13 protein-coding genes are annotated in these 13557 nt (G+C 47.0%); 8 read left to right on the top strand and 5 right to left on the bottom strand.

All coding sequences use genetic code 11. The annotated features are described in order from the left end of the window. Positions 1–135: 135 nt before the first annotated feature. The 6 genes from rbsK (at position 136) to C943_RS12255 (ending at position 7256) form a co-directional block, all read left to right on the top strand. Positions 136–1068 (top strand): ribokinase, encoded by a 933-nt coding sequence (gene rbsK, locus C943_RS12280; RefSeq protein WP_245545540.1) that lies wholly within the window; start codon positions 136–138, stop codon positions 1066–1068. A 22-nt stretch (positions 1069–1090) separates the two neighbouring features. Then, positions 1091–2668, top strand: coding sequence for an ADP-ribosylglycohydrolase family protein (locus C943_RS12275; RefSeq protein WP_040480505.1), 1578 nt, complete (start codon positions 1091–1093; stop codon positions 2666–2668). Positions 2669–2695: 27 nt separating this feature from the next. Then, complete coding sequence (locus C943_RS12270; RefSeq protein ID WP_008628185.1) at positions 2696–3694, top strand: GRP family sugar transporter; 999 nt, start codon at positions 2696–2698, stop codon at positions 3692–3694. Positions 3695–3810: 116 nt separating this feature from the next. Continuing rightward, the gene (locus tag C943_RS12265) at positions 3811–5292 is read left to right on the top strand and encodes a nucleoside hydrolase-like domain-containing protein (RefSeq protein WP_157198526.1); all 1482 of its coding nucleotides are present in this window, start codon (positions 3811–3813) and stop codon (positions 5290–5292) included. A 186-nt stretch (positions 5293–5478) separates the two neighbouring features. After that, a complete protein-coding gene (locus C943_RS12260; protein WP_008628175.1) occupies positions 5479–6411 on the top strand; it encodes a hydrogen peroxide-inducible genes activator in 933 nt (310 codons plus the stop codon). A 236-nt stretch (positions 6412–6647) separates the two neighbouring features. Continuing rightward, positions 6648–7256, top strand: a complete 609-nt coding sequence (locus C943_RS12255; protein ID WP_008628173.1) for a hypothetical protein — start codon at positions 6648–6650, stop codon at positions 7254–7256. A 31-nt stretch (positions 7257–7287) separates the two neighbouring features. Here C943_RS12255 and prmC read toward each other — a convergent pair whose 3' ends face one another. Beyond that, positions 7288–8139, bottom strand: coding sequence for a peptide chain release factor N(5)-glutamine methyltransferase (prmC, locus tag C943_RS12250; RefSeq protein WP_008628172.1), 852 nt, complete (start codon positions 8137–8139; stop codon positions 7288–7290). Positions 8140–8256: 117 nt separating this feature from the next. Further along, the gene (locus C943_RS12245) at positions 8257–10011 is read right to left on the bottom strand and encodes a carbamoyltransferase family protein (RefSeq protein WP_008628170.1); all 1755 of its coding nucleotides are present in this window, start codon (positions 10009–10011) and stop codon (positions 8257–8259) included. Positions 10012–10205: 194 nt separating this feature from the next. Between C943_RS12245 and C943_RS12240 the strand changes: the two genes are divergently transcribed. Beyond that, positions 10206–10451 (top strand): Kazal-type serine protease inhibitor domain-containing protein, encoded by a 246-nt coding sequence (locus C943_RS12240; protein ID WP_008628168.1) that lies wholly within the window; start codon positions 10206–10208, stop codon positions 10449–10451. A gap of 3 nt (positions 10452–10454) precedes the next feature. Here C943_RS12240 and C943_RS12235 read toward each other — a convergent pair whose 3' ends face one another. The 3 genes from C943_RS12235 to C943_RS12225 all read right to left on the bottom strand — a co-directional run bounded on the left by C943_RS12235 (position 10455) and on the right by C943_RS12225 (position 12131). Further along, a complete protein-coding gene (locus C943_RS12235; protein ID WP_008628167.1) occupies positions 10455–10727 on the bottom strand; it encodes an acylphosphatase in 273 nt (90 codons plus the stop codon). Beyond that, positions 10714–10920 (bottom strand): hypothetical protein, encoded by a 207-nt coding sequence (locus tag C943_RS12230; RefSeq protein ID WP_008628165.1) that lies wholly within the window; start codon positions 10918–10920, stop codon positions 10714–10716. Before C943_RS12230 ends, C943_RS12235 begins: the two co-directional genes overlap by 14 nt. A gap of 125 nt (positions 10921–11045) precedes the next feature. Beyond that, positions 11046–12131 carry an AI-2E family transporter gene (locus C943_RS12225; protein ID WP_008628163.1) on the bottom strand — a complete coding sequence of 362 codons (1086 nt, stop codon included), beginning with the start codon at positions 12129–12131 and terminating at the stop codon, positions 11046–11048. Between the two features lie 322 nt (positions 12132–12453). On the opposite strand from C943_RS12225, the gene C943_RS12215 reads away from it, so the two are divergent. Continuing rightward, a complete protein-coding gene (locus tag C943_RS12215; RefSeq protein WP_008628161.1) occupies positions 12454–13554 on the top strand; it encodes a vWA domain-containing protein in 1101 nt (366 codons plus the stop codon). Positions 13555–13557 lie beyond the last annotated feature (3 nt).

The following is a 13557-nucleotide window of genomic DNA, read 5'->3' as shown; positions in this document are numbered from 1 at the left end:
TGAAAATCAACAAATAGCCTTTTGAAATAGATTATTTGGCAGTCTAGGAGTATTTGTTTATAATTCTACTCCAATTTAATTGTTGTAAACAATATTCCATTCCATAATTGCTGATTCACTGTGCCAACTTGATAAATGGCTGGATTCAGCATGTGTAAGGTTATGCAGGCAAAACCCAAAATACTGGTCATCGGTAGTTCCAATATGGACTTGGTGATTCAGGCAGACCATTTTCCTAGACCAGGTGAGACGCTTATTGGCGGGAACTTCTCCATGATTTCGGGAGGAAAAGGCGCCAATCAGGCGGTAGCAGCTGCCCGACTGGGCGGTGAGGTGGTGTTTTTGGCGCAAGTGGGCAATGACCCTTTTGGTCAGGTGAATTTGGAAAGCTACGAAAGGGAGGGGATTGATACTTCCTTGATTGAAAGGAATCCTGATTTGCCATCCGGCGTGGCTTTGATAACGGTAAGCGAATCTGGAGAAAATACCATCATTGTTGCCCCAGGGGCAAACGCCGGTATGGATGTGGATAACTTGAAAAAGGCGGCCAGCAAGTTTGCTTGGGCGGATGTGGTCTTGCTGCAACTCGAGATTCCCTTAGAAGTGGTGACGGAGGCCGCAAGGATGGCAAAAGCGCAAGGAAAGAAGGTTATCCTTAATCCGGCGCCTGCCCGGTCCCTGCCCGCCGAACTTTTGGAAAATGTGGATATCATCACTCCCAATGAAACGGAGGCGGAATTTCTCACCGGGATTTCCGTTTCGGATATTTCCTCAGCAGCGCTTGCAGCCGCGAGATTCAATGCATCCGGCATCCAAAAGGTGATCATTACCTTGGGTGAAAACGGGGCATTTTTGGCTGACGGGAACACAGAAGAGATCATCCCTACGCAACGCGTCAAAGCCGTGGATACCACTGCGGCTGGCGATACCTTCAATGGTGCCTTGGCGGTCGCCTTGGGAAGGGGCGAAAATATGAACGCCGCGGTAACCTTCGCCCTCAAAGCCGCAACCCTTTCTGTGCAGCGTTTGGGTGCACAAACCTCCATTCCCTATTTGTCTGAACTTTAATCCTACCAAAACCCAAAGACCCATGTTATCCACATCCCGATTCCGGCTAGTAGTGGCCTCCTTTACCATTCTTTGTGCCTGTAAATCGCCAACAGCGGAAGAGGCAATCACCCCTACCTACACTGCCGGGCAGGAGATCAAGATGGACAAGAATATCCTTTTGGACAAAATCAAAGGGGGCTGGGCAGGACAGGTGATTGGTTGCACCTACGGGGGACCTACCGAATTTAGGTTCAACGGCACCATGATTGGGGATGAGGTTCCGATACCCTGGGATGGAGACCAAATGCTGTGGTGGTATGAAAATGTGCCCGGTCTCTACGACGACGTCTACATGGATTTGACCTTTGTGGATATCTTCGAAAAGCACGGCATCGATGCCCCTGATTCTTTGCATGCATTGGCCTTTGCTAAGGCTGAATACCAACTTTGGCATGCCAACCAAGCAGCCCGCTACAATATTCTTCAGGGAATGATGCCGCCGGCCTCGGGTTATTGGAAAAACAATCCCCATGCCGATGATATCGATTTTCAGATTGAGGCGGATTTTGCGGGCTTGATGTCTCCCGGAATGATCAATGCCGCTGCAACTGTAGGCGATCGGATTGGCCATATCATGAATTATGGAGATGGGGTGTATGGGGGGGTGTACGTCGCAGGCATGTATGCCTTGGCATTTATCCACAATGACGTGGAATATGTGGTCGAGGAAGCGTTGAAGGCGGTGCCAATGGAAAGTGAGTTCCATCAGTGTATTGCGGATGTCATCCGCTGGCATCGACAGTATCCGGATGACTGGAAGCAAACGTGGTTTGAAGTCCAAAAGAAATGGTCCAATGACAAAGGCTGCCCGGATGGTGTTTTCAAGGCTTTCAACATCGATGCGAAGATTAATGCTGCCTATATCGTCATTGGCCTGCTGTATGGAAATGGCGACTATGGGAAGACCATCGACATCAGCACCCGCTGCGGATTGGATTCCGATTGCAACCCCGCCAATGCCGCGGGGATTTTGGGAACGATGATCGGTTATTCACAAATCCCGGATTACTGGAAGCAGGGCTTGGACAAAGTGGAGGATATGGATTTTAAGTATACCACCATGTCACTGAACAAAGTGTACCAAATCGGCATGGACCATGCGCTGCAAATGGTTGAGAGAAATGGTGGGAAAGTGGAAGGCGATGAGGTCACGATCCTTTATCAGGTTCCGGAAACCCGTCCGCTTGAAGTGGCCTTTGAGGGTCTTTATCCAATCAAAAGAGGAAATATTTTCAAGAATCTTGGTGTGGATAATCCCGAAGTCAAGTTTGCTGCCGAGGGAAAAGGTTTGGTTATCACTGGATATGCGGGCAAAGATGCGGGACTACCTGATGCGGAACTGTTGCTCGACGTATATGTGGATAACCAGGTAGTAGAAAGGGTAAAAATGCCCACTGGATTTCAAAATCGCAAACATGAGGTGTTCTGGAATTACGATCTGACGGAAGGCGCCCATGAGGTCAAATTGGTACTTATCCACATTCCAAAAGGCTACTCCATCCATGTTCAGGAGTACATCACCTATTCCGCAGTACAGCCTCCAAAGCGAACGTATTGATTCAGCCACATTCTAATTCCCAAAGCCATGTACATCATTGAATCCTATTCTCTTGCCGTCGTCTTTTGCATCATCACCATGCTTTGCTGGGGTTCTTGGGCCAATACCCAAAAGCTCGCCGGGAAGGACTGGCGTTTTGAGTTGTTTTACTGGGATTATGTGCTGGGAATAGTCCTGTTGGCTTTGGTATTTGGGCTGACTTTGGGTAGCACCGGGCAGGCCGGTCGTGGTTTCCTCGTCGATTTGGGACAGGCGGACATCAAAAGCTATGGCTTGGCCCTGTTTGGCGGTGCGCTTTTCAATTTGGCAAATATCCTGATTGTCGCAGCAATTGCCTATGCGGGGATGTCGGTGGCGTTTCCAGTGGGGATTGGTTTGGCTTTGGTCCTTGGTGTCATCGTAAATTACCTTTCCAACCAACAGGGGAATCCGGTTCTCCTGTTTTCGGGAGTCGCTTTGGTCGTGGCGGCTATTGTACTGGATGCGCTGGCCTATCGAAGACTGGCGAGCACAAACCATAAAAACCCAAGGGTTGGTTTGATGTTGGCCTTGGTGGGTGGTTTCTTGATGTCTTTTTTCTATTGGTTTGTCGCCCAGTCGATGTCTTTGGAGTTTTCCACACCTGAGGTGGGCAAATTCACGCCTTATGGGGCGGTATTCATATTTTCAATCGGGATTCTACTGAGCAATTTTCTCTTCAATACCGTCTTGATGAAAAGGCCGATTGAGGGAAAACCCTTGGTCATGGCTGATTATTCTGCGGGAAAGCTTCCCGTACACATGGTAGGTATTTTGGGTGGAATCATCTGGTGCGTGGGTATGTCCTTCAGCATCATCGCAGCCGAAAAGGCTGGGCCCGCAATTTCCTATGGACTTGGACAAGGTGCGACGATGGTGGCTGCCTTTTGGGGCGTATTCATATGGCGGGAGTTTCGTGCTGCGCCCAAGGGAACCAATGGCCTAATTGCGGGGATGTTTGCGCTGTTTATACTTGGTTTGGGTTTGATTGTATACGCTGGGGTGTAATTTCATAGAGCCATTCCGCATGGATGGGGAATTGGCGATAGTCAGAGTTATCCACATCCTTGATCGGCGCTGTTTTTCGATAGTTTACTCGGTGGTTGAATCAATTTATTGCTGGCATGAAAACGCGGGAATTCATTCTGTTTTGTTCCTTGGTCGTCTTTGGGTCTTGTGGATTTTCGAGGCAGGAAAGGACCGAATCCAAACCCCAGAAAATGAGGACCGTCATCCTTACGGATATGACGCATGACGACGGAAATTCGCTCATTCGGTACTTGTATTATTCCTCTCTTTTTGATCTTGAGGGGCTGATTGTGACCAATCAGCTGCCTGATTACAAGTATAACGAATCAGGTCCTTGGGATAAGGCGATGGGAATTTTGTCCGCCTACAAGGAGGAGTTGCCGCAATTGAGAAAACACGATCCTGATCTCCCTGACGCCGAACAATTACTCGCCGTGACCAAGCGTGGACGTGGGACCATACCCATCATTTGGTTGACAAACACGCTGTATTTCTCCAACAATATCGCTGACAGGTATGTCACCAGTGAATGGGATTCGGTGTATTTCCATGATTGGATTGGGGAAGGCCTTAATCCACAGGGTGATTCCAAGGACTCCGAGGGGAGTGATTGGTTGGTGCGTGTGTTTGAAAAAGACGATGACAGGCCGATTTATGTACAGGCATGGGGAGGGACCATCACATTTGTCCAGGCATTGCACAGGTATCGGCAAAAACATGGGGAGGAAAAGTTTCGACAGTTGCTACCGAAGATCCATTTGTTTGGCATCCTCTTTCAGGACATTTCATTTGAGTATTTTGCGAGCTTCCAAAAAATGAAAGCGTCGACCTGCGCCAACTTTGGCACCGCCATTCCGACTTATCAACAGGACCCTGTAGACTTGGGGATGGTGTTGTATGACAACGGACATTTTTGGCATTACGTGTTTTCAAGGGATTCTACCTGGCAAAAACCAATGAAGGCAGAGGAGGTACGGGGACATGGACCAATGTCCGAGTTGTACGATAATGGCGGTGAAGGGGATACCCCGGCGTTTTTGTTTTTGCTCAGTGCGGCTTTGGGACTCAATGACCCGGCAGACCCGACGCAGGGTAGTTGGGGAAGCTTGTTCAAGCCCATGGGAACGGAATTTCCGGGCACTTATTTCAGCACCTGCGATGTGGATAAGTATGAATTGGTGAGGTGGGCCCCTGCAGCAAGGAACAGTTTTTTGAATCGCCTGCAATGGTCTGTACGCTCACCGGCCGAGGTGAACCATGAACCCATTGCCTCCGTCAGCGGGGATGTTTCTGCCAATATCCTGTACCTCCAAGCGAAGCCTGGCGAAAAAGTCCATTTGGATGCTTCGGGTTCAAGTGACCCCGATGGGGACGCAATTTCATTTCACTGGTGGAGGTATCAGCCGGCCGACAGCTATCCTGGCAATGTGGAAATCATCGATCCAGCCGCATCGGCCATCACCTTGCAGATTCCACAAGATATTGGAGACCGAGTTATCCACATCGTGCTGACGGTTGAGGACAAAGGTACGCCTGCCCTGCAGCGGTACAAGCGGGTAATCATCAAGGCCGGATGAAGGGGTTTTGGCGAATGTTTTTGAGAGATGTTTTCTTGCGGAAATGAGGGAAGTGTTTCCTGTTGCCATGCCCTCTAAATATTTCCCAGCTGGTAGAGGGTCTGCGCCGGCACTATTTTTATTTAAATTGATTCTAAATAAAAACAAAAACATTGATATCTTTGCCATCATTGAAACCGAGGAATCATGACGATTCAACAGTTGGAATATATCATCGCTGTGGATAAGTACAGGCATTTCGGCCATGCTGCTGAGTCCTGCTTTGTGACGCAGCCCACGCTGAGTGCCCAAGTGAACAAATTGGAGCGGGAATTGGATGTGATATTGTTTGACAGGTCCAAAATGCCGGTGATTCCTACCGAGATTGGCACCCAAATCATCGAGCAGGCCAAACGCGTCGTTTCTGAAAGCAAGGGCATCATGGAGTTGGTAGCGCAGCTGAAGGGGGACGTCAGTGGGGTTATCAAATTGGGTATCATACCGACTTTGGCACCTTATCTTTTACACCGGTTTATCAAGTCTTTTTTGGAAAAGTATCCACACGTGAAGCTTCAAGTCGAAGAGACGGTCACGGAGGAAATTGTGCGAAAGCTGAAAAACGACGAGTTGGACTTGGGGATTGTGGCGACGCCTTTGGAGGAACCGGGCATTGTGGAAAAGCCGATGTTCTACGAGAAGTTTTTGGTGTACCTGTCCGAACATCATCCGCTTTCCAGCAAGTCCAAGATCAGTCCTAAGGATTTGGAATCCGACGATATGTGGATGCTGCAGCAGGGTCATTGTTTTCGCGATCAAGTTCTGAACCTTTGCAACCAATCCAAATTTCAGCGCATGAACTTTCACTATGAAAGTGGCTCGCTCGAAGGCCTTAGAAACATGGTCAACCAGTACAAAGGAATAACCTTGCTTCCAGAGTTATCCACATTGTCCATGGATGAAGAGGAAAAGAAGCGACTTAGGCCATTTGAGGGGGAGGTACCCATGCGCGAGATCAGTATCGTCTTGACCAGAAGCTTTTTAAAGCGGAAGCTCGTCGAACTGCTTTACCACGAGATTTGTAGTGCCATTCCACAAGCTATGACGTCGAAGGCACATGGCAAGGTGGTGAGGTTTAAGTGAGGTTTTGAACCAAGTACGAAGTACAAAGTACAAAGGCGGGTGTGGAAAAGCTGCCGGCGGTTTCGTCTCTTTACATGGCCTATGAAGATTCTATCGACGATCATACCTGCCAAACCACCTTACGGCACCCAATGAACCAGTCAAATTGCTCGGTAACGAAGTAACTTTTTAACCTTCCAAACCTTTTAACTCAATAACCCAATAACTTTGTAACCCAATAACCTTCCAAGTTCCCCATGTCCTCCCACCATTTTGTCAAGGAAAATCAAGAGCCCGCTTTGTTGATATTGGAGATGGAAGGCCTGTCATTTGAGACAGTTGCGCCCCTGTTGGAATGGGTGCCCACCGTGTTGGTAAGTCAAACTGAGGTTTGGACGGTGATTTCTTGGGGGATCAAAATCGATGTCATTTTGGCTGACTTGGACTTCCAAAGGGCAAATTATCATTTATTGGAGGAGCAATATCCCGTGAAGTTCCTTGGCGTGCAGCATGGTAAATATTTCCAAGAGGGCCTTCAATATCTCGTTGCAACCAAGCATTATGCTGTCAACATTATCGGCTTGGCGCCTTGGGAGTTTGAAGTTTTTCCCAGTAAGGAGCTAGGTTTGGATATCGTGTTGTGGAAAAGTGGCATACGGTATTTTCCCATTGCAGGTGGGCGCTTCAAGAAATGGTTTCCGAAAGGGAGTCTTTTTTCCTATAGTGAAAAGCCAATCAAGTTGGCGATGATTCACGATGGCTTGGAAACCCAGATTTCTTTTTCGGGGAAACGTAATTTGGCATTGGAAGAAGGTACTACAGAATTTTTTGCAGACGGTTTTTTCTGGCTCGGTGAAAAAATCTAGACAAATGGCGGCTAATTAAATTTCGCTTGGACTAGTTATTCACACCTTTCCAGATTCCCCTCACCATCCGTTCTTTGCCGTTTAGATCCATTCGCTTTTCAATTTGGTCATAGCCAAGATCCCGAAGCAATTGGCAAACCTCCCCGGCCTTTGCTTCGTTGGTTTCGAAGTAAATTCTTCCTCTAGGTCGGAGCGCTTTTTTCCCTTTCTCTGCAATCACACGATAGAAGAGCAGGGGATCATCGTTGTCCACAAACAAAGCCAAATGCGGTTCATTATCAAGGACATTGCGGTGCATTTGATTCTTTTCGGACATCAACACATAAGGAGGATTGCTGACAATTAAATCCAGATTGGAAACTGGAAATGGTTCATTCAGAATATCACTTTCAATGAACTGTACCTGCGCGCTGAGTCGGCGGTTGTTTTTTTTGGCAACCTCCAAAGCGTCCGTACTGATATCCATTCCATAGACATTCGCCATTCTTAACTCTAAATCGAGTGTAATGGGAATGCATCCCGAACCCGTTCCAATATCCAATATCCTAAGATTGGGTGATTTGTTTTCTTGCAAAATCCAATGTACCAACTCTTCTGTTTCGTTTCTGGGAATAAGCACAGAGGGGTTTACAAGGAATTCCCGGCCATAAAAAGGCGCCTTCCCGAGAATGTATTGTATCGGTTTGTTCAGCAACAGCTGCCGAAACGCTTCCTGAAGATTTTTCGGAATATTCTCAATTTGTATTTCGCTTGCCAGATCGGACTTCCTTAATTCCAAATATTCCTCAAACAGCCAGCTTACCAGGCTTTCCGATTCATTTCTTGGATAAACGTCGCAAAGCTGATTGACATAGTCTTGGAAAATATGCTTTGCGTTGTTCATTTGGGCGAGGATTTTAGTGCTGGGAAGTTAGGCCAACAATGCGCTAAAATTAAGGGAAGTTTCCCCAAACTGAAAACAAAAAAGGGGCAGTTTGACCGCCCCTTTTTGATGTCAGGTTTACTTTTCGACGATTTCCATCATCATTTTTTCCTCCAATTCTGTCAGCGAGACGGTCTTTTTGACCAAGAGGAAATTGCCCAAAACCAAGGCATCCAAGCCATTGGAATAGAAGCAGCGGATCGCGTCTTTTGGTGATTCGACGACAGGTTCGCCTTGGATATTGAAGCTGGTGTTGAGAACTACCGGAACACCTGTCTTTTTGCCGAGTTTCTCGATGACTTCATAGTACCGCGGATGCATTTCCTTGCGAACAGTCTGTACCCGCGCGCTGCCGTCCACGTGGGTGATGGCAGGAATCACCGATTGTTGCTCTGGCAAAACATTGCAGACCTTCAACATGAATGGCGCTTCGACTTCCAGGTCAAAGAACTCATTTTTCGCTTCTACGATCACAGAAGGAGCGAAAGGCCTGTATGCTTCCCGGAATTTGATTTCGGAATTGATTTTGGCCTTCATATCCGGGAATGCCGGATTGGCCAAGATGCTTCGGCTTCCCAAAGCCCGCGGCCCAATTTCCATGGGACCTTGGAACCATCCGATGATTTTACCCTGCTCTAGCAAGGTAGCGGCTACTTCACAGATATCATCGTGTTCGGTATAGGTGAGTTTGCAGGATTTCAGCACTTTTTCGATTTCAGCATTGCTGTATTCGGTGCCGATGTAAGGATTCAGGTGAACAAATTTCCTTGGCTGCCGGAGGATACCATTGTATAGGTAAAACGCCGCACCGATCGCCGTGCCGTTGTCACCGGCCGCCGGCATGACGTAGACATCCTTGAATTTGCTTTCGCGCACGATTCTCCCATTCATGACGCTGTTGAGGGAAACACCTCCGGATATGACAAGATAGTCCGCGTTGGTCTTTTCATGCAGGATTTCGCAGATCTGAAGTACTTTGTCTTCCAGCACTTTCTGAAATGCCGCCGCCACGTCCATGTGGTATTTTTCAAATTCCTCGCCGTGCTTTCTCGGCCTACCAAATGTTTGGATGAACTTGGGCGAGAGGTGGGAATCGGCACCTGACTGCATTTTTTGGAAGTTGAAGTAGCTGAGGTCCAGCGTGACTTCACCTTTTGCATTGACGTGGACGATTTTCTCTACGATATCATAAAATACCTTTGGATCTCCCATCGGCGCGAGACCCATAGTTTTGCCCTCGTCGTAGTTGGTCCTGAACCCACAGAATTGGGTCACGGCTTCGTAGAATGAACCCAAAGAATGTGGGAAAAATGTCTCGCCAAACTGTTCTATGCGATTTCCATCGCCATATCCCAAAAAGGTACAACCCCATTCGCCCGAACCGTCAAGTCCCAACAATGCGGCCTTTTTGTAAGGTGAGACCATAAATGATCCTGGCGCATGGCTGAAATGATGCGGGATGAAATGCACCTTTGGACCGATGTTTTCCGATTCATAGATTCCCTTGTACCAGCGCCAAAACTGCTTTTGCCTGCGGTAGGCATGTACAAATTCATGGCTGACCAAGTAGCGCAGGCTTGTTGGATTACTCAATCCGTACCTGATCTTTTTGCCGATATACAGATCAGGCTTGATCGATACGGCGATGTGGTCAATGTCTTTGAAGTTGAGGTTGGCCATTTTCAGGCAACGCTCGATAGCCAATTGCGGAAAAAGCTTGGTGTGTTTGTCGCGGTTTAATCGTTCTTCTTCGATTGCCGCCACCAATTTGCCGTCCACCACGATACAGGCTGTCGAATCGTGGAAATAGTAGTTCAATCCTAAAATTACCATAATAGAAAATTGGGTGAGTTGGGTGACTTACCGATGTAATTAAACATGTTTCGGGTTTGAAAATTACCAATTAAAATCATTTATGTTCAATTTTTTCGAAATATTTTTTCGTTGTCAAAAAACCGAAAAAAACATTCAATAAATTGTCGCATATCTGGCATCAACATGCGTCTTATTGAAGTAAATCGACAACTATGAAAACCAAATCTTTCATTATCGCTTTGTTTGCCTTGCTCATGATGTCGTTCCAATGCGAAGAACAAAATCCCGCGGATGAGGTATTGGCCGATTGTATCGACCCCGAATTGATCCGAAAGGATATGGCTTGTCTTATGATCTATGACCCGGTTTGTGGGTGCGATGGAAAGACCTATGGCAACTCATGTCTTGCCGGAATTAGCGGTGTGAAATCTTTTGAAAAAGGCGAATGCCCAAAGTAGGGATCACCTGATAATTCGGAAGTCGGGATAATCCCGAACCTTTCCTTCACTGATTTGAACTTTGTCGACAGAGGCCCTTTCGGGGCCTTTTTTCATCCATTCCAGCATCGTCGAGATGTGTGCTTCATCGCCTTCCAATTCTGCGGAAACCGATCCGTCAGGCTCATTTTTGACCCAACCATTGATCCCAAGTTCAGTAGCTTTCCAGTGGGTGCTTTGTCTAAAATACACCCCTTGGACTTTGCCAAATACCTGAACGGTTTTATTGATCTTCATACCATTTTTCGTCGAATGTGGTTTTTACTTCGACATTGGCTGTTAGGACTCGGTATACCATCCATATCACGAATACCGGCGATATAGAGAAGATAAACATGATGATCGCGGCATTGATTCCTGCGAGTATGGCGGTCACATACACGATCAAGACCGCAGTAGTCATGTAAACGGGAAATAGGTAGGAGTTCATTTTTGAATTGTTTTATTCAAAAACAAAGCAAAGCTCCCATTTGTTGCCCGACGACGTTAATTTGTGCCGGAAAATGAAATAAATGGGCCTACTATTCCAATACTAAAATATTGAAAATCATTTATTTAGGCTGAGCGAGTTTCATTTGTTGGATTCATCCATTTAGTTGCCAGATTATAGCCAAGGGAAAGGACAATTGCGCCGGTAAATAAACCGATGATCCCAGAAAGAATAAATCCTCCGATAGCACCGATAAAAATCACCAACATCGGTACCGGAGCGCCTTTACCCATGACGATAGGCTTTAAGATATTGTCTGAAGCACCTACTATGAGCATCCAAATAGTGAGCAAAATTGCAGTTGTGGTGTCAGCTGCACCCCAAATGTAAATAATAACACCCAGCGAGATCGGCAAAATCCCAACCTGGATGATGGCTAGGATGAGGCACAGGGCGATCCAAATTCCAGCAAAGGGAATCCCCGCCAAGACGATTCCGAAACCTGCCAGGATTGTCTGTAGTAAAGCCACACCCAAGATTCCTTTTGCAACGTTCCTTACGGTGATTTCAGCATTTTCGGCCATCTTCTCACCGTTTTTTCCAGCTAGTGCCGTAGCTACCTTGCGAAGAGCGGCACCACTTTCCTTCGAATAGGCAAGCAGTACTCCGCTGATGATAATCGATGCTGCAAAAAACAGAATGCCAGTTGCCGCGCTTTTGATTAGGCCAAAAAACTTGAGCAATACAGGTCTCAATTCTTCTTGGTGATTGGAGACGGTAGCAGACAGGCTGGAGGAGGCTTCTGTCCATAGCCCATAGACTTTATTGCCCACGATGGGCCAAGATGCTACTTTTTCTGGCGGTGGAGGGACATGCAATTCTCCTGCACGAAATTCATCCACCAGCTCCTTGAATTCCCCGGCAGTGGCTGTCAATATCCATACACTCGGACCGATGATAACCAGCATCAAAAGAAAGGTGATGATCGCCGCAGAAAGCGCATTTCGGTTGTTCAGTTTGCGTTTGAGTGTCTCATGCAGTGGGAAAAGTGTCGTGGAGAGTACCGCGGCCCATACTAGGATGGAAATAAATGGCTGGATTATATAAAAACACCAAACCAGAAGCAGGGCCAAGGCCAGCAATTGGATGGCGTAATGAAAGACAGGATCGATTCCGGGTCTTTGCGATGTTGATTGATCTTTCGAGGACATAGGAGGCTCGTTTATTTATGAAATTTACTCGATAAATACCCTGTGTTAAAATTTTGGACATAAAATGTTTACGTCGACAACGTTCATTTTTTGCTTGGTAAGATTTTGCTTGGGTTTGGTTTTGATCGGCCTGACATTTTCAGAAGAATTGGTGCCCAAAGCCCATTTCCGACTTGAAGGGGTCGTTTGGATTCTACCGGATAGCGAAATTGTTTGTGAAAAAATGTACCCAAACTTTCGTGTGGCGATAATAGTTTGTCGATTTTGATAAAAACAAAATTGTTTTCAAACCAGCTTCACCAAGTTTTTGTTAGACCATATCATGAAGGGATTCCGCTTTACCAAATACGAACCAATCCAAGACCCGGAGAAGAGCACGTTTGAAAACCTGCTCAACATTTTCCTGCAATTGGTGACCATGACCGGCGGGGATGTGGCAGAAGCTTTGTCTTGGCTAACCAACCTTGACAAACGCTACAATATGACCAACCCAGGTTATGGAATCGGGGATTTCATCGAAGACCTCAAGACCAAGGGCTATATCACCGAGGAAAACCAAAAGGGGGAAATCAAAATCACCGGTAAATCGGAGCAAACGATCCGGAAAAATGCCTTGGAGGAGATTTTTGGAAAACTGAAGCGAGCGAAAGGCGGACAACACCGTACCGTGCATTCGGGGCAGGGGGAAGAAAAAGGAACCGATCGTAGGCCCTACGCTTTTGGAGACAATATCGACCAAATCGCGCTGACGGATTCGATCAGAAATGCACAGATCAACCATGGGTTTGCGAGTGATTATCTCCTCACGGAAGATGATTTGGAAGTGGTGGAGAACGAGTTTCGTTCGCAGACATCGACCGTGCTGATGATTGACATTTCCCATTCGATGATCCTGTATGGCGAAGACCGCATCACGCCGGCGAAGAAGGTTGCCATGGCATTGGCGGAACTGATCAAAACCCGCTATCCAAAAGATACCTTGGATGTGATCGTTTTTGGCAACGATGCTTGGCAGATTGAGATCAAGGACCTTCCCTACCTGCAAGTTGGCCCCTACCATACCAATACGGTCGCAGGACTCGAACTTGCAATGGACCTGCTCCGGAGACGAAAAAACCCCAACAAGCAGATTTTCATGATCACCGATGGCAAGCCCACCTGCCTCAAGGTAGGGATCAAATATTACAAAAATGCATTCGGGATAGACAGCAAAATCCTCAATGAGACCTTGAAGTTGGCCGCACAATGCCGGAAGCTGAAGATTCCCGTGACGACCTTTATGATTGCCTCCGACCCATATCTGAAAGAATTTGTGAAGGAGTTTACCAAAGTCAACAACGGCAACGCCTACTACAGCAGCCTGAAGGGATTGGGGGATTTGATTTTTGAAGATTATAGAAGAAACAGAACCAAAAAGTTTTAAACC

The sequence above is a fragment of the Mariniradius saccharolyticus AK6 genome (assembly GCF_000330725.2).
GTDB lineage: Bacteria > Bacteroidota > Bacteroidia > Cytophagales > Cyclobacteriaceae > Mariniradius > Mariniradius saccharolyticus.
The sequence above is the reverse complement of the archived record's forward strand: the minus strand, read 5'-3'. Positions and strand labels throughout refer to the sequence as shown.